Source organism: Aureibaculum algae (assembly GCF_006065315.1).
Taxonomy (GTDB): Bacteria; Bacteroidota; Bacteroidia; order Flavobacteriales; family Flavobacteriaceae; genus Aureibaculum; species Aureibaculum algae.
This window is the reverse complement of the sequence record NZ_CP040749.1, coordinates 1,097,364-1,123,217: the sequence shown is the minus strand read 5'-3', so window position 1 is coordinate 1,123,217 and position 25,854 is coordinate 1,097,364. Positions and strand designations below refer to the sequence as shown.

Sequence of the window (25,854 nt, the reverse complement as noted above, 5' to 3'; positions counted from 1 at the left end):
AGCAGTAGCAGTAGCAGTAGCAAAATTAAGGCATATTAAAATTTAAACGACATGATACAAGTAACAAATATTTCAAAAAAATACGGGCAAACCACGGTTTTACAATTAGAAAATTTAGAAATTCCAAAAGGACAATCATTTGGATTGGTAGGTAACAATGGAGCTGGGAAAACTACCTTTTTCAATCTGTTGTTAGACTTAATACAACCTACTACAGGTGCTATTACAAATAACGAAATTCAAGTAGACAAAAGTGAAGATTGGAAACCTTTCACAGCTGCTTTTATAGATGAAAGTTTTTTGATTGGTTACCTAACTCCTGAAGAATATTTCTATTTTATTGGTGAGCTACGTGGCATGAACAAAGCTGATGTTGATACTTTTTTAGAACCCTTTGAAGAATTATTTAATGGTGAAATTATAGGAAAACGTAAATATTTACGTGATTTATCTAAAGGAAATCAGAAAAAAGCTGGAATTGTAGCTGCCTTAATTGGAAATCCTGAAGTTATAATTTTAGATGAACCATTTGCCAATTTAGACCCAACCACTCAAATTCGTCTTAAAAAATTACTAAAGTCTTTAACAGAAGAAAATAAAGCTACAATTTTAATTTCTAGTCACGACCTTGGCCATGTTACTGAAGTCTGTGAACGCATTGTGGTGTTGGAAAAAGGAGAATTGATTAAAGATATTGAAACTTCAGAAGCTACCTTAAAAGAATTAGAAGGTCATTTTTCAGTTTAAAAAAATCAATTTTTAATCGTTAATTAACGTTTAATTTCTGTACAATTTCTTTTAGCGAAACCAACCTTTTTTAGCAGAAACTGATTTCAATCCTGTTTTTTTTTATCAAGTAGGACAATAATCCCTTAAATTTGTAGTTACACTACTAGACAAATTCGAATTTTGATTAAAAAGTTTCCCCTCTGGCTTTTCATTAGTGCATTTTTACTTATTCTTATTAGTTGCTCAACTAAAAAGAATAATCTGGTAAGTAGAAACATGCATGCACTATCTACCAAGTATAATGTGCTATACAATGGGCAAGTTGCTTATGACCAAGCCAAATTACAATTAGACGATAAATATGCTGACAACTTTTGGGAGTTACTTCCAATTGAGCCGCTAAAAATTGAAGAGGATGATAAGGCCATTTTAATTAATCCTTCATCACCACCTAAAGACAACAATGGCGATACAGAAAGTACAGCAACTGGTTTTGAACGTGCAGAAGAAAAAGCTGTAAAAGCCATTCAGAAACATGGAATGGACATTAAAGGCAAGGAAAGGAATAGACAAATTGACGATGCTTATTTATTGTTAGGTAAGTCTAGATACTACTCACAACGATTTGTACCAGCCCTAGAAGCTTTTAATTTTGTACTAGAAAACTATACTGAAAACGACCTAAAAGATCAAACTCGAGTTTGGCAAGCGAAAACATTAGTGCGTTTGCAAAATGAAGAATTAGCAATTGAAACCCTACAATACTTATTAAAAAACTTAAACTTACCGTTAGAACTTGTTGAAGATGGCCATACCACAATGGCAATGGCGTATCAAGCTTTAGACAGTACTGATTTAGTAATAAAACATTTAGATAGTGCTGTATTATTTTCTGTAGATCCTAAGCAAAAATCCCGAAACCTATTCATTCTGGGGCAAGTTTACAGAAACGAGCAAAAAATTGATTCTTCAAATCTCTATTTTGAGAAATTGATGAATTTCAATAAAGCTCCGCTACGCTATCAGGTACATGCACAGATTGATAGAGCAAAAAACTATACAAAAGAAGACAGTACGGCTTTGTTTTTAGCACGATTTAAAAAACTAATTAAAAATAGAGATAATAGACCTTTTCTAGATGAATTGTATTATCACAAGGGACTCATAGAATCTCAAAACGATAGCATAAAAATAGGTTTAGAAGATTTTGAAAAATCATTAAGAGCAGTAAACGGAATAGAATACCAAAAGGAATTGACCTATGAAGCCATTGGTAATATTTATTTTGATAAAGCAAAATTTGAATTGGCTGGTGCCTATTATGATAGTATTATAGGTATCACTAAAAACAAAAACGAAAAACGTATTAGACGTTTGGTTAGAAAACGTGAAAGTCTAGAAGAAGTAATTACCTATGAAGCTTTGGCAAATACAAATGATAGTATTTTAAAAATAGCTGCACTACCTAAAGCAGCACAAGAAGCTTTTTATCAAGGCTATATAGACAGTATTAAAAAAGTTGATGAATTGGCTAAAATAAAACTAGAAAATGCTTTAGAGAGTACCACTGGTTTTGGAAATTTATCTGACGACTCTTCGAAAAGCAGTTCTAAGGGTGGTAAATTTTACTTTTACAATAACAATGTTGCAGGTTTTGGAAAACAAGAATTTAAACGGTCTTGGGGTAATAGAGCTTTAGAAGACAACTGGCGAATATCTGCGAAAAAAGCTATTAGTGATAATACTAAAAAAACGGATTTGTTAGTTGTTGAAGATAATTTTGACACCTCTAAAAAGTATGAATTAGATTATTACATCAGCAGAATTCCTACTAAAAAAAGTGACCTAGATAGTATCACCTATTTACGAAATGATGCTTATTATAATTTAGGAATCATTTACAAGGAACAATTTAAAGAATACCCTCTGGCTGCAGAACGATTAGAAAAACTATTGACCTTTAACCCTGTTGAAAAATTAATTCTTCCTATAAATTATCATTTATATAAAATTTATGCTAATTTTGATGAAACGAAAAGCAATAAATACAAAAACGTTGTCGTTTCTAATTATCCGGAGTCTAGATATGCAAAAATCATTCTAAATCCCGAAAAAATATTAGCTTATGATGATGCTAATTCACCAGAAGCAATATATAACGACATCTATTGTAATTATGATTTTCAGCATTATGTTGAAGCTTATCAAAAAACGGAAAAAGCAATTGAACGTTTCAAGGATGAACCAATAATTCCGAAGCTAGAGTTGTTAAAAGCTCATATATTAATGAAAACAATAGGAGCTGAAGCTTTTAAAGAAGCATTAAGTTTTGTTGCTTTAAGTTATCCGAATACTGAAGAAGGTAAACGTGCTGTTGAAATTTTAGAGAATTTTGATAGTGATTCGGCAAATTCAGGTCAGTAAGTAGTATCAAGAAAGAGAATTTTATTGCTCCCCTACAAGTAATAAAAAGTTAAATGAAGTTTAAATTTAAAAATTAAATTATGTTTTCTGAAAAAAAGACAAATCCAGGACAAGTATTAGAGAGAAATATTATTGGTAAAAATTCTTCATTTGTAGGTGATATAAAATCTGATGGCGATTTTAGAATTGACGGTAACGTTAAAGGTACTATTAAAACATCAGGTAGAGTTGTTATTGGTAAAGAAGGTTCTGTTGACGGTACTATTGATTGCAGTAATGCTGATATCGAAGGTAAATTTTCTGGCAATTTAAATGTTGATGAATTATTATCTTTAAAGTCAACTGCCACTATAAATGGTGAAGTCGTTTTAGGAAAACTTTCTGTAGAACCAGGTGCAAATTTCAATGCTTCTTGTAACATGAAAGGAAATATTAAAGCACTTAGAAATGAGCAGCAACAAAGCCAACAACAAAGAAAAGCCGAAAAAACAGCTTAATACTTACGCTAAATTTTCTGGTGTTGCCATTCAAATGTTTGCGATCATAGGCATTGGTTCATATGCTGGGGTAAAGTTGGATGAACATTTTCCAAACACACACAATATCTATACAATTGTATTATCTTTGGCGTCTGTTTTAATTTCGATATATATCGTTATTAGACAGATAACCCACTCATCTAAAGATAAATGAATACAATTTTTAAGAAAAGACAAGGTTCTTTTTTATTGAAACTATTATTTTTCACAATAGTACTTTTTGCTGTACATAGTTATTTAATCCATTATTTTTATGATGGAAATCTTTTCTTTCCACTATGGCAAATTTATACTTTTCATTGTTTGGTAACCTTTGCTATTTATGGCATTATTAATTACAAACATTCAGAAGGTAATAACCAAGTTTTTAATATTTTTATGGTTAGTACATTGCTCAAAATGATAATTGCAATTGTATTTTTATTACCATTACTACTTTCTGATTTTGAAAATAAAAAACCAGATGTTTTTAATTTTTTTATCCCTTATTTTTTATTTTTAGCCTTTGAAGTCTTATATATAAGTGATTTATTGAAAGGAAAATAACCTTTCTTATACAAAACTTTTACTTAAAATTTATAATAAAATAATATTTGCCATTTAATTAAATGTCCTTACATTTGCACGGAATTTTAAGAGATATATTTTTAATTGAATACGTAATGCAAATCAACACCTTTAGATTTTTTTTATTAGGATTGTTATTCTCCATTTCCCTAAACGGATTCGCTTCAGGCGAAGAAAAAACCGGGGACGAAAAGTTCGACCCTAAAGAAATGATCATGCATCACGTAAAGGATGCTCATAGTTTCCATCTTTGGGATTGGGACGGACATCCAGTTTCTATTTCCCTTCCTGTTATATTATGGACGGATAATGGATTGACTACTTTTATGTCATCTGAATTTCATCATGATAACTCAGGCACGCATATCGTTGAGAAGAATGGCGGTAAATTTGTTAATTTACATGAAAAAGTATACCAGCTAAATGACGGTGAAACTTCGGTTACCTTTGATGCTGAACACCATCCTACTAACGCTGTAAAACCTTATGATTTTTCCATTACTAGAAATGTATTTATGATGTGGGTTTCTGTGTTGGTTCTATTACTTATTTTTATTGGTGCAGCTAGACGTTATAAAAAATCAGAAAATTTTGTACCTAAAGGTATTGCAAGTTTTGTAGAACCTTTAATCGTTTTTGTAAGAGATGAGATTGCCGTACCAATGATTGGCGAAAAAACGTATAAAAGATATATGCCTTATTTATTAACCATTTTCTTCTTTGTTTGGATTAATAATATATTTGGTTTAATACCTATTGTAAACGGAGCTAACGTAAGTGGTAATATTGCATTTACCTTTACCCTTGCTTTATTCACGTTTATAATTACAACTTTGGTAGGTAATAAAAATTATTGGAAACATATTTTTTGGATGCCAGGAGTGCCTGTACCCATGAAAATTTTCTTAATGCCTATTGAACTAATAGGAATGATGGTGAAACCAATCTCATTAATGATTCGTTTGTTTGCTAACATTACAGCAGGTCACATTATTATATTAGCATTAATGTCTTTAATATTCGTGTTTAAATCAGTTGCGGTTGCACCTGTATCAGTTGCATTTGCATTGTTTATTACGGTTATTGAGATTATAGTAACGGCTATACAAGCCTACATATTTACAGTATTGTCTGCCCTATATTTTGGTATGGCAACTGAAGAAGCAGAACATTAATAATTAATTTTAAATATTTAAACTATGAGTTTAGCATTATTACAAGCCACTGAGGCCATGGACGTAGGATCTATTGCAGCTATTGGAGCTGGTTTAGCAGCTATTGGAGCTGGTATCGGTATTGGTAAAATTGGAGGACAAGCTATGGAAGCTATGGCACGTCAACCTGAAATGCATGGAAAGATTCAATCATCTGCTTTAATTTTAGCTGCCTTCGTTGAGGCGGTTGCATTGTTTGCAGTGGTAGTATCATTTCTTAAGTAAAAAGAAATAAAAGTGTAACGGTTGGTTGCACTTTTATTTTTGTTTAAAATTAATATATAAAAAATATAAAATGGATTTAGTAACTCCTGGATTAGGACTTGTTGTTTGGACTGGTATAACCTTTATTATTTTATTGATTATTCTTAGAAAATTTGCTTGGAAACCTATTTTAGGTGCAGTAGGCGAAAGAGAAGACTCTATAAAAAATGCTTTGTTGGAAGCAGATAAAGCTCGTCAAGAAATGGAAAATTTAAAATCTGATAATGAAAAGATTTTAAAAGAAGCCCGTGCAGAAAGAGATGCTATGCTTAAAGAAGCTAGAGAGATGAAAAATAATGTAATCTCTGAAGCTAAAGATGAAGCAAAAGCACAAGCGAATAAAATTATAGAACAGGCTAAAACTAGTATCCAAAACGAAAAATTAGCAGCTATTACTGACTTAAAAAATCAAGTAGCAGATCTTTCAATAGGCATTGCAGAAAAAGTCTTAAAAGAACAACTTTCAAATAAAGACAAACAAGAAAAGTTAGTTGAAAGTATGTTAAACGATGTAAAATTGAACTAGATGAAGCACTCAAGAGCTGCCATAAGATACGCCAAAGCTGTTTTAAATCTTTCGTTAGAATTAAAAAAGGCCGACACTATTAATGACGATATGCAATCTATTGCTTCTACTATGGAAGGCAGTAAAGAGTTGCAAATTATGTTGAGCAGTCCTGTAATCAAATCAAAAATTAAAAAGTCTGCTTTGTTAGCAGTATTTAAAAATCTTGATAAAATATCAATACGTTTTATTGATTTACTTATTGAGAATAAAAGATTATCTATCTTATCTCAAATCGCAAAACAATATATACTAATTTATGACCTTCATAAAGGTTCTGAAGTAGCGAAAGTAACCACGGCGATTCCTTTAACTAAAGCCTTAGAAGAAAAAATACTAATAAAGGTTAAAGAAATAGTAGGTAAAGAGGTTAGTATTGAAAACATTATTGATCCATCAATTATTGGCGGATTTATTTTACGTGTTGGCGATAAACAATTTGACGCTAGTATTACAGGAAAAATGAATAATTTACGTAGAGAATTTGAACATAATCATTACGTACCAAAGTTTTAATAAAAATTAAATAAATGGCAACAATAAATCCAGCTGAAGTATCAGCAATTTTAAAACAACAATTAGCAGGTTTTGATGGTAACGCTTCTTTAGATGAAGTAGGTACTGTTTTACAGATAGGTGATGGTATTGCTCGTGTTTACGGTCTAGCCAATGTACAATACGGTGAACTAGTAGAATTCGAAAACGGATTGGAAGGTATGGTACTTAACCTTGAAGAAGATAATGTTGGTGTTGTATTATTAGGTGATTCAACTGATATTAGAGAAGGAGCTACAGTAAAACGTACAGAAAGAATTTCTTCGTTAAGAGTTGGTGAAGGTATCGTAGGTAGAGTTGTGAACACTTTGGGAGAACCAATTGATGGTAAAGGACCTATTACAGGTGAGACTTACGAAATGCCATTAGAGCGTAAAGCTCCTGGTGTAATTTTCCGTGAGCCTGTTACTGAGCCTATGCAATCTGGTATTAAAGCTATTGATGCTATGATTCCTGTTGGTAGAGGTCAACGTGAACTTATTATTGGTGACCGTCAAACAGGTAAATCAACTGTTGCTTTAGATACTATCTTAAATCAAAAAGAATTTTTTGATGCTGGTGAGCCCGTATATTGTATTTATGTCGCTATAGGTCAAAAAGGATCTAACGTAGCGGCTATTGCAAATATGTTAGAAGAACGTGGTGCATTAGCGTATACAACTATTGTTGCCGCAAATGCTTCTGACCCTGCTCCTATGCAAGTATATGCTCCAATGGCAGGTGCTGCAATTGGTGAATTTTTTAGAGATACTGGTCGTCCTGCATTAATTGTTTTTGATGATTTATCTAAACAAGCCGTAGCGTATCGTGAGATTTCTTTATTATTAAGAAGACCACCGGGACGTGAAGCTTATCCTGGTGATGTATTTTATTTACACTCAAGATTATTAGAACGTGCTGCAAAAGTGATCAATGATGATACTATTGCTCAGCAAATGAATGACATTCCTGATTCTATAAAACATTTAGTAAAAGGTGGTGGTTCTTTAACTGCATTACCTATTATTGAAACTCAAGCAGGTGATGTTTCTGCTTATATACCAACAAACGTAATTTCTATTACGGATGGACAAATTTTCTTAGAATCTGATTTATTTAATTCAGGTGTTAGACCAGCAATTAACGTAGGTATTTCTGTATCTCGTGTTGGTGGTAATGCTCAGATTAAATCAATGAAAAAAGTTGCAGGTACTTTAAAACTAGATCAAGCACAATATCGTGAATTAGAAGCTTTTGCAAAATTTGGTTCTGATTTAGATGCTGCAACAATGAATGTAATTGAAAAAGGTAAACGTAATGTTGAGATTTTAAAACAAGCTCAAAACGATCCTTTTACTGTTGAAGATCAAGTTGCAATTATCTATGCTGGTTCTAAAAATTTATTAAGAAATGTACCTGTTGAAAAAGTAAAAGAATTTGAAAAAGATTTTCTTTACTTTTTAAACACTAAACATAGAGATACTTTAGATACTTTAAAATCAGGTAAATTAACTGAAGATGCAATTTCAGTTATTGAGAATGCTGCTAAAGAAATATCAGAAAAATACATTTAATTAGAGAAGTGTATTACGTATTAAAATGTTGACATTTTAATACGTAATACCTTTATACTGTGTACTAAAAACAAATGGCAAATTTAAAAGAAATACGAAACAGAATTTCATCTATTGGTTCAACCATGCAGATTACGAGTGCCATGAAAATGGTATCTGCTGCTAAGTTGAAAAAAGCCCAAGATGCAATTACTGCTATGCGTCCTTATTCCAATAAATTAACTGAATTGTTGCAAAGTTTAAGTGCTACCTTAGAAGGTGATGTTGGAAGTGTTTATGCTCAAAAAAGAGAGGTAAAAAAAGTGCTTTTAGTTGTGGTAACTTCCAATAGAGGTCTTTGTGGTGCCTTCAATACTTCTGTAATAAAAAAAGCTCTTGATATTATTCATTCTACGTATGTTAATCAAAAAGTGGATGTTATAACTATTGGTAAAAAAGCAAATGATTTATTGTCAAAAAAACATAATGTAGTTGCAAATCATAGTGATTTATTTGACGACTTAACGTTTGACAATACTGCGAAAATTGCCGAATCTTTAATGGAGCAATATGCTGATGGATCTTATGATCACATTGAAATTGTTTACAACAGATTTAAAAATGCCGCAACACAAATTACAACTAACGAACAGTTTTTACCAATTGTTTCTGAAGCTAGTAATGAAAATGTGAATTTAGATTATATTTTTGAACCTTCAAAAATTGAAATTGTTGAAGGTTTAATTCCTAAATCTTTAAAAACACAATTGTATAAATCCGTAAGAGATTCTTACGCATCAGAACACGGTGCTCGTATGACAGCCATGCATAAAGCGACTGATAATGCGACTGAATTACGTGACCAATTGAAATTGTCATATAACAAAGCACGTCAAGCAGCTATTACGAACGAAATTTTAGAAATTGTTGGTGGTGCGGAAGCACTAAATAATTAGGCGAAGTCAAATTCTTAATCAGTGCGGAAGCATTCAATAATTAATTATAGTTTTACGAATGTCATTAATTGACTCATTGTAAATCATCTATAAAATAATATCAGAACACCCGAAGATTTAATATCTTTGGGTGTTTTTATTTATAAGCATGACACAAAAAGTATTATTTCTTGATAGCAACCATCCGCTACTAAAAAAAGGTTTAGAAAATTTAGGCTATATCTGTGACGAAGATTTTACTTCCTCAAAAGAACGTATTGAAAACAAAATAAAAGAGTACCAAGGTTTGGTTATCAGAAGCCGTTTTACAATCGATAAGACATTTATTGACAGCACTAAAAATTTAAAGTTTATAGCAAGAGTTGGTGCGGGATTAGAAAATATTGATGTTGATTATGCTACATCAAAAAACATTCAACTGATAGCAGCACCCGAAGGAAATAGAAATGCTGTTGGCGAACATGCCTTAGGTATGTTACTGTCTTTATTTAACAAACTCAATAAAGCTGACAAGGAAGTTAGACTAGGAAAATGGCTTCGTGAAGATAATCGTGGTTTAGAACTAGATGGTAAAACAGTCGGTATTATCGGTTATGGAAACATGGGCAAAGCTTTTGCCAAAAAACTACAAGGATTTGATGTAGAAATCCTTTGCTATGATATTAAACCTAATGTTGGTGATGACAACTGTAAACAAGTTACCTTATCTGAATTTCAAGCGAAAACGGACGTTGTTAGTTTACACACACCACAAACGCCCTTAACCCTTAATATGGTTAATATTGATTTTATTAATGCCTTTCAAAAACCGATTTGGTTTATAAATACAGCGAGAGGGAAAAGTGCGGTGACGAAAGATTTGGTAGATGCCCTAAAATCTGGTAAAATTTTAGGTGCGGGATTAGATGTTTTAGAATATGAAAAATCATCTTTTGAGAATTTATTTACCAATAAAAACATGCCCGAAGCTTTTCAATATTTGATAAAAGCAGAAAATGTAATTTTATCTCCCCATGTTGCTGGCTGGACAATTGAAAGTAATGAAAAATTAGCCCAAACTATAGTTGATAAGGTTGAAGCAAATTTTTCATAACTTGTTCGCTAATTGTGATGAACATCTATTATGAATTATAAAGCCAACTCGGTTGAAGATTATATCGACCAATTACCAGAAGACAGAAAAGAACCTCTTAAAAAAGTAAGGCTAGTTTTATTGAAAAATCTACCAAAAGGATATGAAGAAGGAATTAATTATAATATGATTGGGTATTATATTCCACATTCAATCTACCCCAATGGTTATCATTGCGATCCTAAGTTACCTTTACCTTTTATAAATTTAGCTTCACAGAAAAATTCCATCAACTTATATCATAGTGGTATTTATGCTAAAAAAGAACTGTTAGATTGGTTTGTAGCTGAATACCCCGACTACAGTAAACGAAAATTAGATATGGGTAAAAGCTGTATACGATTTAAGTATACTAATGAAATTCCCTATGAACTTATTGGAAAATTAGCTAAGAAAATGACTGTTGCTGAGTGGATTCAAATTTATGAAAATACAATAAAAAAATAATATTATGGAATGCCATAACCAAAGTTTAGAAAACTAAGGAAATGATAGTTATGGCATTCCATCTGACAAAATAAAACTTTTAAAACATAACAGATGAAAAATAGAGTAACAGGTATTGGCGGTATATTCTTTAAAACTGATGACCCAAATGCAACAAAAGACTGGTATAATAAACATTTAGGGTTTAATACAGATGATTGGGGTTGTACATTTTGGTGGAAAGATAAAGATGGGAATAAATGTTCTACACAATGGAGTCCTTTTAAGCAAGACTCTAATTATTTTGAGCCTTCTAAAAAAGACTTTATGTTTAATTATAGGGTAGAAAACTTAGTTGAATTACTGGATGAACTTAAAAAAGAAGGCGTTACAGTCATTGACAAAATAGAGGAATTTGAATATGGAAAATTTGGTTGGATTCTCGATTTAGATGGTAATAAAATTGAACTTTGGGAACCGAAAGATGCTGCATTTTTATAAATTTATTTCCTAAATGAACTTTTTCAATTAATGTCGTACCTCGAAATTATTAATGCATATCAACTGTCCACCCAACAATGGATCTTTATACTATTAGCCGTATTTTTATTGGGTTTATCTAAATCTGGCATTAAAGGTATTGGCATTCTTAATGTGGTAATTCTAGCATTTGTATTTGGCGAAAAAGCCTCTACTGGTGTATTGTTACCTATGCTCATATTTGCTGATATATTCGCTGTAATATATTATAATAGACATGCCAATTGGACATATATAAAAAAATTATTACCATGGATGGTCGTTGGTGTTCTAGTGGGTGTATGGGTTGGAAATGATATTTCTGAATTGCTTTTTAAAAGGCTGATGGCTATAATTATTATAGCTTCTGTGCTTATTTTATTTTATAATGAAAAAAGAAAATCTTCAACAATCCCCACACATATTGCATTTTCCAGTTCTGCAGGGTTTTTAGCGGGATTTACAACCATGATAGGTAATTTAGCTGGACCAATATCAAATATTTATTTTCTAGCTATTAAACTGCCTAAAAATGAATTTATCGGTACAGCAGCTTGGCTGTTTTTTATAATAAATGTTTTTAAATTACCGTTTCACTTTTTTGTATGGAAAACGGTTACGAAAGAATCACTGGTTTTAAACTCCCTTCTTATACCTGCCGTAGTTTTAGGATTTTTTATAGGTGTGATGATCGTTAAAAAAATATCTAACCTAAATTATAGAAAATTTATTCTCATTGTAACGACAATAGGAGCTTTGGTAATGTTATTTAAATAAACCTTAAGCTGAACGCCTAGAAGACATTTTCAATGTATCTAAATTCATCATTTGCTTTACCATCTTATATACTTCTGGCAATTTTTGATTGAACTCATGTGGTGTTTCAAAGAAATGCTCAACCACTACCGATAAAAACTCAAACTGATTCTTAAAACCATATTGTCTTAAATAACCTGACTTTACAATTTTTCGCTGTAATTTTTTATCTTTCATTCTCTCTAACAATGCCGTAAAATGATCTAAAAACACAACGGAAGTAAAACTACTTTCTTTTAAAAAACTAAAATGCATAGCATGGGTTAATTCATGCAAGCCTAAATTTAAATTATTTTCTTCAATTTCTATTCCATCCATAAAATTATCCCAAGAGAAAACAATTGTACCCAATCTCGGATTCGTTTCTCCTTGATGACGTCTATTGGTCACTTTAGAAACATAATTTTTAGGATAAATAACGATATTGTCAAACTGAGAAAACAAGTATCTTCTCATTCCGAAAGTTAACATTACCGCAGTAGAGGCAATTAATAACTCCATTTTCTTTGTGATGACTATACCATCGCGTCCAATAAAATTGTGAGCCTCAATAAATTTTAATACTCTATGTTCAAAACAACGTTTATCTATAATAGATAAATTATTATAAAAAGGGAAATTATCGGCAATTATAGCCCTTTGAGCTCCAAACATAAAATTTGGAAAAAGCACAAAACGGTTCAAATTAGTTGCACCAAAGACAAGGCTTACAAGTTCTATCAAAATAGTTGTTTTTAAATAGCAATTTCTTTTAAATTAACCCATAGCTGAGAGTTAACTTTTAAAGTATTCTTTCTTTTCTACCGCTATAATACGACTATTTTAGCAAAAAAGAGTGCTTTTTTCTAAGTTTCACATCCTTATTAACATCTATCAACTAAATATTTTAACAAATCTGTAGTGGTAACTATCCCCACTAATTGATCATTATCTACCACTGGCAGAGCATGAAATTCTTTATTGATTAATAACGATGCTACGTCTTTAATTATGGTTTCTGAAGAAACTATTACTGGGTTATTGGCCATAATTTGACCTACAGAAAGCATACTGTAAATAGAATCATCAATAGATTCATTATCATCATAATTATCAGCAAAACTTATTCTAGATAAATCAGTCAAACTTAACATACCAACAATCTTTTTATTTTTTACTACAGGTGCATGTCTAATTTTATGTTCTTTGAACAATTTATCAGCTTCTGGTAATTTTGCATTTTGTTTGATGACGACAACATTTTGTGTCATAATTCTAGATACAGGTTCTTTATGTTTCATAATGATTTAACCTTTTATGTTTATTAGTTAAATTTCCTAAAAATAAAGCCAAATTAAAATGATAAATATCAGTATTGAGAACTATTACGTTTAATTTAAATTACGTGTTAGAAGAAAACCACATAAATCACCTAAACAAACAACACACTTCGGAATGACATTATATTCTGTACGTATTCTGACTGAAATGATTACAATCTCATAAAAAATAAAACCTCCGCTAATCTTTTAAAAAGAAAATGCGGAGGAGTTATTATTTTTAATTTATACTATACGTAATGAAGATTTTTTAAAAATAGATTTACATTCTTCATTTTCAGATTTAAATGCTATTTGTCTTTATCTTTCTTCCAGAGACCTTCCATTTCTTCTAAGGTTTTTCCTTTGGTTTCTGGTACAAATTTCCAAACAAAGAACATTGCTAATAGTCCCATTCCTCCATAAATCCAATAGGCAAATCCATGATTGAATTTCTCTAACAGATAACTATTTTTATCCATCATTGGGAAAGTCCAAGAAACCAAGTAATTAGAAATCCATTGTGTAGCTACGGCTATTGCCATGGCACGTCCACGAATTTTATTAGGAAATATTTCAGATAATAAAACCCATGTTACTGGCCCCCAACTCATCGCAAAACTTGCCACATAAACTAACATACATATTAAAGCAAAGATACCTACGGACTTTCCGAAGAACGCTCCTCCTAGGGCAAACATAGAGATTGCCATTCCCAATGCACCTATAATCATTAAAGGTTTTCTACCAAACCGGTCTACAGTCATAATTGCCAGTACTGTAAACGCCAAGTTTACGGCTCCAACTATAATTGTTTGCAGTAATGCTGTATCGGTTCCAGAACCCATTGTTTTAAATATTTCTGGAGCATAGTACAATACCACGTTGATACCTACAAATTGTTGAAATATGGATAATAAAATCCCGATAACAATAACAGCAGTTCCAAAAGAGAATAATTTTCCCGAATGACTTACAACTGTATTTTTAATATCTCCTAATATTTTTTTAGCTTCTTCTACTCCATTTACTTTAGTCAAAACATCCAAGGCCTTTTCATCTTGATTCTTTAACACCAGTGATCTTGGTGTATCAGGTACAAAAAACAGCATCAATAAAAACAAACCTGCCGGAATAGTTTCAGATGCAAACATCCAACGCCATCCAATTGTATTTAACCAACTATCATCACCTTGTTTCGCTATATAATAGTTTACAAAATAAACGATTAACATACCAAAAATGATCGCAAATTGATTCATTGAAACTAATTTACCTCTCACTTTAGCTGGAGCTATTTCTGCAATATATAGTGGTGATAACATAGATGCTAAACCAACACCAATACCTCCAATAATTCTATAGACTACAAAAATGTAAATAAAGCTGTGATCTCCTTCTCCAATAGGTTTCATAAATAGCTCAGGCATGGAGGATCCTATAGCGGAAAATAAAAATAATATTCCCGCTAAAATCAATCCTTTTTTACGCCCTAGACTCTTACTCACTACACCTCCAAAAAGCCCACCAATAATACAACCAATCAGTGCACTTGAAACTACCATCCCTAACCGGGAATTTGCGGCTACTTCACTTAATCCAAAAGGTTTAACAAAAAAGCTATCTAATGAGCTTACGGTACCTGAAATTACAGCAGTATCATAACCAAAAAGTAATCCTCCTAAGGTTGCTACTAATGTTAATTTTAATAAATATGCTGAATTGGTTGATTTTTGCATGGTTTGTCAGTTAAATGTATTGATTGATAATATTTTCGAACAATTCTTGCTTACCACTTCTTAAGGTTAACTCACCATTCTCTTGAGCTATTTTATACAAATCTTGTAGGCTTAAATTACCTTTTTCAAATTCTTTTCCTTTACCAGAATCGAAAGAACTATATCTTTCTTTACGTAACTTTTCGTAAGGTGAAGAAGTCATAATCTTATCAGCAATTAATAATGCTCTAGCAAATGTATCTGCTCCACCAATATGTGCATGGAAAACATCTTCTAAATCGGTAGAGTTTCTTCTGATTTTTGCATCAAAATTAATACCACCTCCTTGTAGACCTCCGGCTTTTAAAAATACAAGCATGGCTTCAGTAGTTTCTTGAATATTATTTGGAAACTGATCTGTATCCCATCCGTTTTGATAATCACCTCTATTGGCATCTAAGCTACCTAACATTCCTGCTTTTGCAGCAACTTCAATTTCATGTTGAAAAGTATGTTGAGCTAAAGTGGCGTGATTTACTTCTATATTGATTTTAAAATCTTTATCTAATCCGTATTCTTTTAAGAAACCAATAGCGGTTGCTGAATCAAAATCATATTGATGTTTCATAGGCTCCATAGGTTTAGGCTCAATAAAGAAATTTCCTTTAAAGCCTTGACTACGAGCATAATCTCTTGCCATTGTTAAAAACTGACCCATATGATCTAATTCTCTGCCCATGTCTGTGTTTAACAAAGACATATAGCCTTCTCTACCACCCCAGAAAACATAGTTCTCACCATCTAATTTCATTGTCGCATCTAAAGCTAATTTTATTTGTCCACCGGCTCTGGCAACGACATCAAAATCTGGATTAGTACTAGCTCCATTCATATATCTAGGGTTGGAAAAACAGTTGGCTGTACCCCATAGTAATTTAACATTATTCTCTTTTTTCTTTTCTTTGATATAATCTGTTATCGTTGCCAAACGCTTTTCAGATTCAGCAAAAGTGGCCCCCTCTTGAATAAGGTCATAATCGTGAAAACAGAAATAATCAAAGCCCATTTTTGAGATAAATTCAAAAGCGGCATCTGCTTTGTCTTTTGCGGCTTGAATTGGATCTGAAGATACATCCCAAGGGAAACTTTGAGTACCAGGTCCAAATGGATCTCCACCTTGACCACAGAAGCTATGCCAATAAGCAATGGCAAATTTAAAATGTTCTCGCATTGTTTTTCCTGCCACAACTTGTTCAGGGTTATAATACTTAAACGCCAGTGGATTGTCTGATTCTTTTCCTTCAAACTTTATTTTTCCTATTCCTTTGTAATATTCTTTTGTTGCCATTCTTTGTGTGTTTTATGATTATAAATTATTTTATTTTGTACTTAATATTAGTTCTAATTCTTTTTTCCAATTTTGGTATGCTTTTAAGTATGGTTCTTTATCTTTAAAAGGCATAAACGTCATTACATGATCGTTTTCCATAATTAGTTTTCCATAGCTTTCAAAATCTCCTTTATGCAAGCCAGAAGCACGTGCTGCTCCAATAGCACCGGTTGTATTATAAATTTCTATTTCGTGTTGTATTAACGTAGCAACAGTGTTTGCAAAAATTTCTGAACGAAATAAATTATCATTTCCAGCACGAATTACATTTACATCTATTCCGTCTGATGTTAAAATTTCCATACCGTAAACAAATGAGAATGCAATACCTTCTAAAGCAGCTCTACAAACATGCCCCTTGTGATGATTATTTAAGTTTACATTGACTAACCTGGTTCCTATTTCCAAATTATTTAACATTCTTTCTGCACCGTTTCCAAAAGGAAGCATACAAACGCCATCTGACCCTACAGGAATTTCTGATGCCAAATTATTCATTTCTTCATAAGAATTAACGGCCAAGTTGTTGAGCAACCATCTGTATTGAATTCCAGCACCGTTAATATTCAACAATTTACCAATACGAGGTTTAGATTTTGTATAATTTACGTGTGCAAAATTGTTTACTCTCGTACTTTCTTTACCTGATAATTTTTCGGTAACTGCATATACAACACCAGATGTTCCACCAGTTGCAGCAATTTCACCAGGATTAAATACATTTAAAGCTAATGCATTATTTGGTTGGTCTCCTGCTCTATAAAAAATCGGTGTTCCAGCTGCTAATCCACTTTCTAACTCACCTTTTTCACTTACCATACATTGTTCTCCAAACGTTGGTACAATATCTGGCACTAAAGCGTTATCAATGCCATAATTTTCTAATAAAAAGTTAGCTACAGTATCGTTTTTAAAATCCCAAAATATACCTTCTGATAGACCAGAAATTGTAGTTGTCATTTTGTTTGAAAACTTAAAGGCGATAAAATCTCCTGGTAACATAAATTTATAAATGTTTTTATAAATTTCTGGTTCATTTTCTTTCACCCATTTTAATTTTGAAGCCGTAAAGTTAGCTGGAGAATTTAGTAAATGAGAAGTACATTTTTCTTCTCCCATATCTTTAAATCCCTTATTACCTATTTCAACAGCTCTACTATCACACCAAATAATGCTTTTTCGCAAGGGTTTTCCCGCTTTATCTACAACAACTAAACCGTGCATTTGGTAAGCAATACCAATACCTTTAATTTGCGTTCTTGAAATATTATAAGTCTTTTTTAACCTTTCCGTGGCTTTGCAAATATATTGCCACCATTCTTCCGGTTTTTGCTCTGCCCAGCCATTCTTTAATGCTAGCATAGTCATTTCTGTTTCTGGTTCTTGAACAACTCCAATACTTTTTCCTGTTGAAATTTCAACAAGAGCAGCCTTGATAGATGAACTTCCTAAATCAAATCCGATGTAATACATAATTTTATAATGATTCTCTAATGGTTAATTTTGTTGGTATATAACATTGTATAGGTTTCTCTTTTGTGATAAATTCAGCTGCTTTTGTACCCAACTTTTTAAAATCAGTGGAAACCACAGAAATACCTTTGTAAATGAATTTTTTCATGGGCGTTTCGTTGTACGATAAAAAGCCAACATCTACGCCAGGTTCAAAATCTCTTTCGCGACACTGTTCTAAAAAACTGCCTAAAATTCGATCACTAACACTTATATATGCAATATTTTTTTCAATAATAAACTCGTTCGGGTTGGTAATTACCTTGTATTTAAATCCATATTTATCACAAAAACTCTTAAAAAAGGTAATTGACTCTTTACTATGATTTGTATAATTTGGATAAATAAAATGAAGCTCACTGTATTTTTTAAACAAAGTAACAGCCCCTGTAAGTGCCTGTTCAAAAGAAGCTCCAAAATCTTGAAAAACGTAATTACTTGAGGGGCTAGAATGCATATTCCAGTCGATTAAAAGTAAATTTTGCTCCTCTATATCTGATAATACCGAAGCTACTTTCTTATGGTCAAAAGGCATAACTACATACTTGTAATATTTACCTTTACTATTATTCATAATAGTTTCAAAATTGTCAATATTATAATGATGAAATTGAACATCGGTTATAATATTATTAGGCATATTATTTATAAACGAATGATATAAAACCTCTTTATAGGCCTTAAAAGTATCTAAAACCAAAAGCACTCTTTTGGTATCACTAGCCACATAATATCCTTTATTAGGAACAGCATCTACAACTCCTTGTTCTTTCAATAATGAATAGGATTTGAAAACCGTATCTCTTGACAATTCATAGGTCTTGCACATTACATTTACCGAAGGAAGTGAATCTCCAATGGTAATATCATTTTTAGCAATGGCATCTTTAATAGCATTAACCAACTGCTTATATTTTGGAATATCACTGTTTTGAAGTAACTTAAATGTAAAATTTTCTTTTAACATGCGTTCTGTTCTGTTCCGTTATGTAAAAATAATAAATATTTTCTAATTAACAGAAATCACAGCTCTTTTTTATTGAATAAATAAAAATTTATATCATAATTAAGAGAATACATGATTGAATGCTATTGAAAACATAGGCAGAACCGAACAAAAGCTTCAGTAAGCCTAGGTAACCACTTATTTTATTCTTAGCTCTTTGTAGAAGTAAAATATTTCAATTTAGCACAAGAATATATCTATTAAAAGTGTTGAATAAGCATTTACAGCAATTTACACGATCTATTTTAACAACTTTTACATCCTTAAAATACTTCGGTTTTAGGATAAATAAATATAGATTCCAATAACGGCAGCAACTACAGCATAGCCAACTGGTTTTAAATATTTCCAATTAGTTATATCTACTTGCTTCGTATATACTTGAACATAATCTGTTTCTCGTGGAACGAATTTACTGACAACAAACATTATTATAATGGTTAACACAAACAAGATACCCATCAGGTGTAAGAAACTAATATCTGGTTTAATTACATACAATGTTATTAAATAGGTAATTGCACTAAATAAAATAGCAATATTTGCAGCTTTTGCAGAAACACGTTTTGAAAATATACCCACAATAACAATAGCTAAAATAGGTACACTATGCGTACCATTTAATTGCTGAAGGTATGTAAATATACCACCTTCAACACCGTAAAGTAATGGAGCTATCCCCATAGAAAATAAGGCTAAAACAATACCAAATATTTTACCTGCACGTACAACTTGTAATTCAGATGCCTCTTTATTAATATATTCCTTATAAAAATCAAGACCAAATAAAGTAACCGAACTATTTAAGGCACTATTAAATGAACTTAAAATGGCACCAAACAATACTGCTGCAAAAAAACCAATGAATGCAACAGGTAACACTGCCTTAACAACCATTGGGTATGCTTCATCAGGATTTGCTAAATCACCATTAAAAATATAGAATGCAATAATACCGGGAAGAACTACAATAAAAGGTCCCAGAATTTTAATAAATGCAGCGAGTAAAAGCCCTTTCTGACCTTCTTTTAAATTTTTAGCTCCAAGAGCTCTTTGTATGATTGCTTGGTTGGTTCCCCAATAGTAAAAGTTAACAATTATCATTCCTGTAAAAAGTGTCCAAAATGGCACATCGGAATCGGGACCACCAATAATATCAAATTTCTCAGGGAGTGCCGTTGTTAATCTATTTAAACCTGTAAAAACATTACCATCGCCAATTTTCATAAGTCCAAAAATGGGTATTAACGAGCCCCCAACAATTAACCCCACAGCATTAATAGAATCAGATACTGCAACAGCTTTTAATCCTCCAAAAATTGCATAAATACTTCCTATTATCCCTATGGACCAAACGGTAACCCAAAGTGCAGCTTCTGGCCCCATATTTAATGCCTCAGGAATATCAAACATCGTATTAATGGCCAAAGCACCAGAATACAATACTGTTGGCAACATAGATATTGCGTACCCTAATAAGAATAATAAAGAAACAATAGTTTTGGTAGATTTACCATATCTTTTTTCTAAAAATTGTGGAATCGTTGCAATACCACTTTTTAGATATTTAGGTAATAAAACAAATGCGGTAAAAACCATGGCAATTGCAGCAACCACTTCATAGGCCATAATAGGTAATCCGTCTCTAAACGAAACACCATTCATACCCACAATTTGTTCAGTTGATAAGTTTGTCAGTAACAAAGAACCAGCAATAACGGGCCCTGTTAAACTTCTTCCTCCTAAAAAATAACCGTCAGAAGACTTTTCATCTGTTGTTTTTGTGGACCACCATGCGATAGCAGCAACCAATAATGTAAAAGCCAAAAACGTTATTATTCCCATAATTTAATTCGTTAAGTGTTAGTTTGATGCGTATTATAAGCCATGTTGAAACATATGATAATATGCTTCGTTTGCATTAATTTTATCTTTAAAATCTCTTACGGTAGTTTTCTCATCAATAACTAATAACTCTATTCCTGCAATGTCAGCAAAATCTTCCATATACTCTGAAGTTATCGATTGACTAAAGACGGTATGATGAGCACCACCCGCTAAAATCCACGCAGTGGCTGCAACTTCTAAACTCGGTTTTGCATCCCACAATACTCTAGCTACTGGTAAATTTGGTAAATCCTCCAAAGGTTTTATCGCTTCCACTTCATTTACAATGAGCCTAAATCTAGTACCCATATCAACCAGTGATACATTTATAGCATCTCCAGTAGTTGAATTAAATACGAGTCTGGCTGGATCTTCTTTGCCTCCAATACCCAATGGATGTACTTCACAAGATGGTTTCCCTTCAGCTATGGATGGACAAATTTCTAACATATGAGAGCCCAAAACATACGATTTTTGAGGTGTGAAATGATAGGTATAATCTTCCATAAATGAAACACCACCTTTTAAACCTACATTCATAACTTTAATAGCTCGCAGCATTGCCGCTGTTCTCCAATCACCTTCTGCTCCAAAACCATAACCATCGGCCATTAATCTTTGCACAGCAAGGCCTGGTAATTGTTTTAATTCGCCTAAATTTTCAAAAGTATCTGTAAATGCATTAAACCCTCCTTCTTCTAAAAAAGCCCGAAAGCCTAACTCTATTTTAGCAGCTTCAATTAGTGAATCTCTTTGAGCACCACCTATTTTCAGCGATGGAGTCAAGTCATAACTCTCTTCATAGATTGCTAATAATTTGTTTAAATCAGTATCAGTAACCTCATTAATATGCTTTACTACATCAGATGAATCAAAACCATTTACAGAAAAACCAAATCGCATTTGAGCAGCAACTTTATCACCTTCAGTAACAGCAACTTCACGCATATTATCACCAATTCTGGCTACTTTTAAATGTTGTAATTCATCCCATCCTAAAACAACTCTCGACCATACACCCACTTTATACTGAACGCGTTCATCTTGCCAATGTCCTACAACAACTTTTCGTTTTTTACGCATTCTAGTCATCATAAAACCAAATTCTCTGTCACCATGTGCAGATTGGTTTAGATTCATAAAATCCATATCTATCGACTTCCAAGGTATTTCGGCATTAAATTGTGTATGCAAATGACACAATGGTTTATTTAAAATCGTTAAACCATTTATCCACATTTTAGCCGGCGAAAAAGTGTGCATCCAAGTAATAATACCAATACAACTTTTTGAAATGTTAGCTTCCTGACATACGTTAGTAATTTCGTCAGGCGTTTTTACGGTTGGTTTATAAATTATTTTAATAGGTAAATGCGAGGAAGCATTAAAACCTTTTACAATTTCCTTTGAATTTTCTGCTACTTGATTTAAGGTATCATCACCGTACAAATGTTGGCTCCCAGTAACAAACCAAATTTCTTTTTTTGAACTATCTATCATACTATATTTTATATTTTTACTGTCCGTAATAGGCGTTTTTGCCATGCTTACGTTCGTAATGCTTCTTAATTAATGATTCTTTCAGCTTTGGTGCATTAGGATTTATCTGCAATGTTAAGGTTGCCATTTGAGCTACTGTTTCTAACACTTTACTGTTATAAACCGCCTTAGCCGCATCAATACCCCATGTAAATGGTCCATGATTCCCTATCAATATCATTTCAACTTCGGTATGTGAGAGACCTTTATCTTTAAAACAATCAATTATTTGAATTCCGGTATTATGTTCATAATTCCCTTTAATGAGTTCATCACTCATTGGTGGAGCACAAGGAATATCTGAAGTTAAATGATCAGCATGCGTAGTTCCAAAAATAGGAATATCTTTTTGAGCCTGAGCCCAGGCTACGGAATACATGGCATGTGTATGTGCAATACCTCCAATATCATTCCAATTTTTATAAAGATAGGCATGAGTTTTGGTGTCAGAAGAAGGTCTTAATTCCCCTTCAATTATGGTATTATTATAATCGAGGATTACAATATCTTCAGGTGTTAAGATTTCGTAAGGAACACCACTTGGCTTAATTGCAAAAACACCTTTTTTACGATCAACCGCACTCACATTTCCAAATGTATAAATTACTAAACCCAGAGCGTTTAACTCCATGTTTGCTTCATAACATTCTTGCTTAAGTGCACTGTAAATAGAACTCATTTATTTATTTTTTAGTGATATTTTCTACAAAAGAACTCAGTTCGTTATAGGATTGCATCTGATTTTTATACACAGGTACTTTTTCCTTTTCAGGATAATAGATTACTTCAAAATTACTTCCCATTTTTTTACTCGCTTCAATTACATTAGCGTAAATTCCTGACGCTACAGCGGCATATATAGCTGCACCCAATGCAGGTGCTTGATCAGAAGCTGCCACTTTAATCGGCTTATCTAAAACATTGGCTAGTGTTTGCATAATAAAAGGAGATTTTCTTGCTACACCACCGATACCAATTACACTATTGATGGCAACGCCTTCTTCTTCAAAACGTTCCACTATTTTTTTAGAACCAAAACATATCGCATTTACCAATGCTTTAAAAATATGTGGGGCTTTAGTACCTAAAGATAAGTTAGACATTGCTGCTTTCAACGCTTGATTGGCATCAGGTGTTCTTCTACCGTTTATCCAATCTAAAGCAGTTGGTATGCTTTCTGACAGCGGAATATTTTCCGCTTGTTCACTTAATTTCTTTATAAAATTGGCTTCTATTTCTTCTTTTAATTCACTTTTTTGTGCTTCATCTAAAACATCTGAAGTTAAAACGAGATTATCAATTGGCCAAGACAACATATCTTTAAACCATGCTAATAAATCACCAAAAGCAGACTGACCTGCTTCTAAACCTTCCATTCCTGGAATTACAGAACCATCAACTTGTCCACAAATACCCTTTACCGTTTTGGTACCTAAAAGTTTTTTTGAAGAAACCATTATATCACAGGTTGACGTACCCATAACTCTTACCAAGGTATGTTCTTCTATTTTTGCTCCAAGTGCTCCTGCATGAGCATCAAATGTACCTACTGCAATTACCGTATTTGTTGTTAGTCCTAATTTTTTTGACCACTCAACACTTAGCTTTCCTGCAACTTCATTAGAAGTGTAAGTCTCATCAAACAATCTATTGCGTAGACTAGACAAATATGGATCTAGTTGTTCTAAAAATGCTTCTGATGGTAAACCACCCCATGACTCATGCCACATGGCTTTATGCCCAGCTGCACAACGGCTGCGTTTAAATGATTTTAAATCTTTATTTTCTATAAGTAAATAGGTGAGTAAATCGCAATGTTCCATCCATGAATATGCCGCATTTTTTACCGCATCATCTTGTCGGATGATATGTAAAATTTTTGCCCAAAACCATTCTGAGGAATAGATACCACCTTCATATTTTGTATAGTTTTCTCCTCCCCAATTTTCGGCTAATTCATTTATTTCGTTAGCTTCATTAATTGCAGTATGATCTTTCCAAAGGATCATCATCGCATTAGGATTCTCTTCAAAACCTTTAGTTAAAGCTAAGGGTGTACCACATTTATCAATTGGAATTGGAGAAGAACCAGTTGTATCAATACAAATACCTTTTATTGATTCTGGTTCAACTTTACTTTGTGTTACCACAGATTTTATAACATCTTCTAACCCTTCTATATGATCTAATGGATGTTGTCTAAATTGATTAATGGAAGCATTACAATACTTATTTTGCTTCCATCTCTGGTAAAAATGGACTTTGGAAGCTATTTCCTGTCCTGTTGCGGTCTCAATTAATACTGCACGAACAGAATCAGACCCATAATCTAAACCAATAACATAATTTCTCACTACTTAATTATTTAATCAAACAAATATAGTGATTTATTTTTATAAGTGTCTGACGTACACTTTTAATTTCAATACGTACTAAATTTTAAAAACGAAACCCTCTTTCAATTTCTCATTATATTTGTCTAAATCAAACTGATAGAGAAAAGAACCTTTTTTTGAAGATTCCATATCTTTTTCTTCTAATTTAATAAGAATGTCTAAGGCATTTATTTTGTTTGTGAAATTTCGCTTATCTAATTTTTTATTTAAAACAGATTCATATAAATTTTGCAGTTGTAACATGGTGAATTTATCAGGTAAAAGCTCAAATCCGATAGGTTTGGTTTTTGTTCTATATTTTAATCTTCTTACCGCATGCTTTACCATTTTATTATGATCAAAAATAAGCTTTGGAGCTTCTTCTAAACTGAACCATTTTGCTGAATTTAACTGAATTAGCTCTTTTTCGCTTGTAGCAATGTCTATTAAGGCATAATACGCCACAGAAATAGTACGTTCGGCTGGATCTCTATCAACTTTACTAAATACGTAAAATTGTTCCATATAAATATCATGTAAGCCCGTAAGGTGATTTAGAATGCGTGTTGCTGACTCATCTAAATTTTCTTCTTTCTTTAAAAACCCACCTATTAAAGACCATTTGCCTTTTTCAGGTTCAAAGTCTCTTTTAATAAGTAAAATTTTAAGGTCTTGACCATCAAATCCAAAAATTATACAATCTACCGCTAATAATACTTTATCTTCTTTACTATAATTATTTAACATATAAAAAATTTCAACTAAAATATAAACTCATAAACCGTATGAGTTTTTAATATTACAAAAATAAGTGATTAATACATCTAATTGTCTATTATAATGACATTTAATAACAAAAAAAGTCGCTTATTTAAAAATAAGCGACTTTAT

At 32.2% G+C, this 25,854-nt stretch carries 26 protein-coding genes; 15 read left to right on the top strand and 11 right to left on the bottom strand.

Annotated features, from left to right (window positions below):
* The first annotated feature begins 51 nt into the window (after nt 1–51).
* The 15 genes from FF125_RS04360 to FF125_RS04290 all read left to right on the top strand — a co-directional run bounded on the left by FF125_RS04360 (nt 52) and on the right by FF125_RS04290 (nt 12,199).
* On the top strand, nt 52–747 hold the full coding sequence (locus FF125_RS04360) for an ABC transporter ATP-binding protein (protein ID WP_138948632.1): 696 nt from the start codon (nt 52–54) through the stop codon (nt 745–747).
* A gap of 162 nt (nt 748–909) precedes the next feature.
* Nucleotides 910–3,153 carry a type IX secretion system periplasmic lipoprotein PorW/SprE gene (gene porW / locus FF125_RS04355; protein WP_456236595.1) on the top strand — a complete coding sequence of 748 codons (2,244 nt, stop codon included), beginning with the start codon at nt 910–912 and terminating at the stop codon, nt 3,151–3,153.
* Between the two features lie 80 nt (nt 3,154–3,233).
* Nucleotides 3,234–3,650: a bactofilin family protein gene (locus FF125_RS04350; RefSeq protein ID WP_138948630.1), complete on the top strand. Its 417-nt coding sequence runs from the start codon at nt 3,234–3,236 to the stop codon at nt 3,648–3,650.
* Entirely contained in the window at nt 3,601–3,846 is a 246-nt protein-coding gene (locus tag FF125_RS22305; protein WP_138948629.1) for an AtpZ/AtpI family protein, read from the top strand. Before FF125_RS04350 ends, FF125_RS22305 begins: the two co-directional genes overlap by 50 nt.
* Entirely contained in the window at nt 3,843–4,238 is a 396-nt protein-coding gene (locus tag FF125_RS04340) for a hypothetical protein (RefSeq protein ID WP_138948628.1), read from the top strand. The genes FF125_RS22305 and FF125_RS04340 overlap by 4 nt, the downstream gene beginning before the upstream one ends.
* A gap of 116 nt (nt 4,239–4,354) precedes the next feature.
* Entirely contained in the window at nt 4,355–5,434 is a 1,080-nt protein-coding gene (gene atpB / locus FF125_RS04335) for a F0F1 ATP synthase subunit A (RefSeq protein ID WP_138948627.1), read from the top strand.
* A gap of 57 nt (nt 5,435–5,491) precedes the next feature.
* Nucleotides 5,492–5,698 carry an ATP synthase F0 subunit C gene (gene atpE / locus FF125_RS04330; protein ID WP_117882232.1) on the top strand — a complete coding sequence of 69 codons (207 nt, stop codon included), beginning with the start codon at nt 5,492–5,494 and terminating at the stop codon, nt 5,696–5,698.
* A gap of 70 nt (nt 5,699–5,768) precedes the next feature.
* Entirely contained in the window at nt 5,769–6,263 is a 495-nt protein-coding gene (locus tag FF125_RS04325; RefSeq protein ID WP_138948626.1) for a F0F1 ATP synthase subunit B, read from the top strand.
* Nucleotides 6,264–6,818, top strand: a complete 555-nt coding sequence (gene atpH / locus FF125_RS04320; RefSeq protein WP_138948625.1) for an ATP synthase F1 subunit delta — start codon at nt 6,264–6,266, stop codon at nt 6,816–6,818.
* 14 nt (nt 6,819–6,832) lie between these two features.
* Nucleotides 6,833–8,410 (top strand): F0F1 ATP synthase subunit alpha, encoded by a 1,578-nt coding sequence (gene atpA, locus FF125_RS04315; protein ID WP_138948624.1) that lies wholly within the window; start codon nt 6,833–6,835, stop codon nt 8,408–8,410.
* A gap of 74 nt (nt 8,411–8,484) precedes the next feature.
* Nucleotides 8,485–9,345, top strand: a complete 861-nt coding sequence (gene atpG / locus FF125_RS04310) for an ATP synthase F1 subunit gamma (RefSeq protein ID WP_138948623.1) — start codon at nt 8,485–8,487, stop codon at nt 9,343–9,345.
* A gap of 148 nt (nt 9,346–9,493) precedes the next feature.
* A complete protein-coding gene (locus FF125_RS04305) occupies nt 9,494–10,438 on the top strand; it encodes a 2-hydroxyacid dehydrogenase (protein WP_138948622.1) in 945 nt (314 codons plus the stop codon).
* A 30-nt stretch (nt 10,439–10,468) separates the two neighbouring features.
* Complete coding sequence (locus tag FF125_RS04300; RefSeq protein WP_138948621.1) at nt 10,469–10,924, top strand: DUF1801 domain-containing protein; 456 nt, start codon at nt 10,469–10,471, stop codon at nt 10,922–10,924.
* A 93-nt stretch (nt 10,925–11,017) separates the two neighbouring features.
* The gene (locus FF125_RS04295) at nt 11,018–11,404 is read left to right on the top strand and encodes a VOC family protein (protein ID WP_138948620.1); all 387 of its coding nucleotides are present in this window, start codon (nt 11,018–11,020) and stop codon (nt 11,402–11,404) included.
* A 30-nt stretch (nt 11,405–11,434) separates the two neighbouring features.
* Entirely contained in the window at nt 11,435–12,199 is a 765-nt protein-coding gene (locus FF125_RS04290; protein WP_138948619.1) for a sulfite exporter TauE/SafE family protein, read from the top strand.
* 3 nt (nt 12,200–12,202) lie between these two features.
* On the opposite strand, the gene FF125_RS04285 is transcribed toward FF125_RS04290, so the two are convergent.
* The 11 genes from FF125_RS04285 to FF125_RS04235 form a co-directional block, all read right to left on the bottom strand.
* Complete coding sequence (locus FF125_RS04285) at nt 12,203–12,961, bottom strand: zinc-dependent peptidase (protein ID WP_138948618.1); 759 nt, start codon at nt 12,959–12,961, stop codon at nt 12,203–12,205.
* A 140-nt stretch (nt 12,962–13,101) separates the two neighbouring features.
* On the bottom strand, nt 13,102–13,518 hold the full coding sequence (locus FF125_RS04280; protein ID WP_117881534.1) for a CBS domain-containing protein: 417 nt from the start codon (nt 13,516–13,518) through the stop codon (nt 13,102–13,104).
* A gap of 329 nt (nt 13,519–13,847) precedes the next feature.
* Nucleotides 13,848–15,275 (bottom strand): D-xylose transporter XylE, encoded by a 1,428-nt coding sequence (gene xylE / locus FF125_RS04275; protein WP_138948617.1) that lies wholly within the window; start codon nt 15,273–15,275, stop codon nt 13,848–13,850.
* A gap of 10 nt (nt 15,276–15,285) precedes the next feature.
* The gene (gene xylA, locus FF125_RS04270) at nt 15,286–16,602 is read right to left on the bottom strand and encodes a xylose isomerase (protein ID WP_138948616.1); all 1,317 of its coding nucleotides are present in this window, start codon (nt 16,600–16,602) and stop codon (nt 15,286–15,288) included.
* Nucleotides 16,603–16,632: 30 nt separating this feature from the next.
* Nucleotides 16,633–18,117: a xylulokinase gene (locus FF125_RS04265; RefSeq protein WP_138948615.1), complete on the bottom strand. Its 1,485-nt coding sequence runs from the start codon at nt 18,115–18,117 to the stop codon at nt 16,633–16,635.
* A 4-nt stretch (nt 18,118–18,121) separates the two neighbouring features.
* A complete protein-coding gene (locus FF125_RS04260; RefSeq protein WP_138948614.1) occupies nt 18,122–19,123 on the bottom strand; it encodes a GntR family transcriptional regulator in 1,002 nt (333 codons plus the stop codon).
* Nucleotides 19,124–19,441: 318 nt separating this feature from the next.
* The gene (locus FF125_RS04255) at nt 19,442–21,007 is read right to left on the bottom strand and encodes a solute:sodium symporter family transporter (protein WP_138948613.1); all 1,566 of its coding nucleotides are present in this window, start codon (nt 21,005–21,007) and stop codon (nt 19,442–19,444) included.
* A gap of 33 nt (nt 21,008–21,040) precedes the next feature.
* Nucleotides 21,041–22,549: an L-arabinose isomerase gene (gene araA, locus FF125_RS04250; protein ID WP_138952400.1), complete on the bottom strand. Its 1,509-nt coding sequence runs from the start codon at nt 22,547–22,549 to the stop codon at nt 21,041–21,043.
* Nucleotides 22,550–22,565: 16 nt separating this feature from the next.
* A complete protein-coding gene (locus tag FF125_RS04245; RefSeq protein ID WP_138948612.1) occupies nt 22,566–23,267 on the bottom strand; it encodes an L-ribulose-5-phosphate 4-epimerase in 702 nt (233 codons plus the stop codon).
* 4 nt (nt 23,268–23,271) lie between these two features.
* On the bottom strand, nt 23,272–24,942 hold the full coding sequence (locus FF125_RS04240) for a ribulokinase (protein ID WP_138948611.1): 1,671 nt from the start codon (nt 24,940–24,942) through the stop codon (nt 23,272–23,274).
* Between the two features lie 78 nt (nt 24,943–25,020).
* On the bottom strand, nt 25,021–25,710 hold the full coding sequence (locus FF125_RS04235) for an NUDIX hydrolase (RefSeq protein WP_138948610.1): 690 nt from the start codon (nt 25,708–25,710) through the stop codon (nt 25,021–25,023).
* Between the last annotated feature and the right edge of the window lie 144 nt (nt 25,711–25,854).

Coding starts and splice junctions, on each gene's coding strand:
- FF125_RS04260 (WP_138948614.1), bottom strand. CDS start 19,123: ATGTTAAAAGAAAATTTTACATTTAAGTTACTTCAAAACAGTGATATT.
- xylE (WP_138948617.1), bottom strand. CDS start 15,275: ATGCAAAAATCAACCAATTCAGCATATTTATTAAAATTAACATTAGTA.
- atpE (WP_117882232.1), top strand. CDS start 5,492: ATGGACGTAGGATCTATTGCAGCTATTGGAGCTGGTTTAGCAGCTATT.
- FF125_RS04305 (WP_138948622.1), top strand. CDS start 9,494: ATGACACAAAAAGTATTATTTCTTGATAGCAACCATCCGCTACTAAAA.
- atpA (WP_138948624.1), top strand. CDS start 6,833: ATGGCAACAATAAATCCAGCTGAAGTATCAGCAATTTTAAAACAACAA.
- FF125_RS04360 (WP_138948632.1), top strand. CDS start 52: ATGATACAAGTAACAAATATTTCAAAAAAATACGGGCAAACCACGGTT.
- FF125_RS04280 (WP_117881534.1), bottom strand. CDS start 13,518: ATGAAACATAAAGAACCTGTATCTAGAATTATGACACAAAATGTTGTC.
- FF125_RS04340 (WP_138948628.1), top strand. CDS start 3,843: ATGAATACAATTTTTAAGAAAAGACAAGGTTCTTTTTTATTGAAACTA.
- araA (WP_138952400.1), bottom strand. CDS start 22,549: ATGATAGATAGTTCAAAAAAAGAAATTTGGTTTGTTACTGGGAGCCAA.
- FF125_RS04300 (WP_138948621.1), top strand. CDS start 10,469: ATGAATTATAAAGCCAACTCGGTTGAAGATTATATCGACCAATTACCA.
- FF125_RS22305 (WP_138948629.1), top strand. CDS start 3,601: ATGAGCAGCAACAAAGCCAACAACAAAGAAAAGCCGAAAAAACAGCTT.
- xylA (WP_138948616.1), bottom strand. CDS start 16,602: ATGGCAACAAAAGAATATTACAAAGGAATAGGAAAAATAAAGTTTGAA.
- FF125_RS04245 (WP_138948612.1), bottom strand. CDS start 23,267: ATGAGTTCTATTTACAGTGCACTTAAGCAAGAATGTTATGAAGCAAAC.
- atpH (WP_138948625.1), top strand. CDS start 6,264: ATGAAGCACTCAAGAGCTGCCATAAGATACGCCAAAGCTGTTTTAAAT.
- FF125_RS04265 (WP_138948615.1), bottom strand. CDS start 18,117: ATGTATTACATCGGATTTGATTTAGGAAGTTCATCTATCAAGGCTGCT.
- atpG (WP_138948623.1), top strand. CDS start 8,485: ATGGCAAATTTAAAAGAAATACGAAACAGAATTTCATCTATTGGTTCA.
- FF125_RS04295 (WP_138948620.1), top strand. CDS start 11,018: ATGAAAAATAGAGTAACAGGTATTGGCGGTATATTCTTTAAAACTGAT.
- FF125_RS04350 (WP_138948630.1), top strand. CDS start 3,234: ATGTTTTCTGAAAAAAAGACAAATCCAGGACAAGTATTAGAGAGAAAT.
- FF125_RS04290 (WP_138948619.1), top strand. CDS start 11,435: ATGTCGTACCTCGAAATTATTAATGCATATCAACTGTCCACCCAACAA.
- FF125_RS04255 (WP_138948613.1), bottom strand. CDS start 21,007: ATGGGAATAATAACGTTTTTGGCTTTTACATTATTGGTTGCTGCTATC.
- atpB (WP_138948627.1), top strand. CDS start 4,355: ATGCAAATCAACACCTTTAGATTTTTTTTATTAGGATTGTTATTCTCC.
- FF125_RS04325 (WP_138948626.1), top strand. CDS start 5,769: ATGGATTTAGTAACTCCTGGATTAGGACTTGTTGTTTGGACTGGTATA.
- FF125_RS04235 (WP_138948610.1), bottom strand. CDS start 25,710: ATGTTAAATAATTATAGTAAAGAAGATAAAGTATTATTAGCGGTAGAT.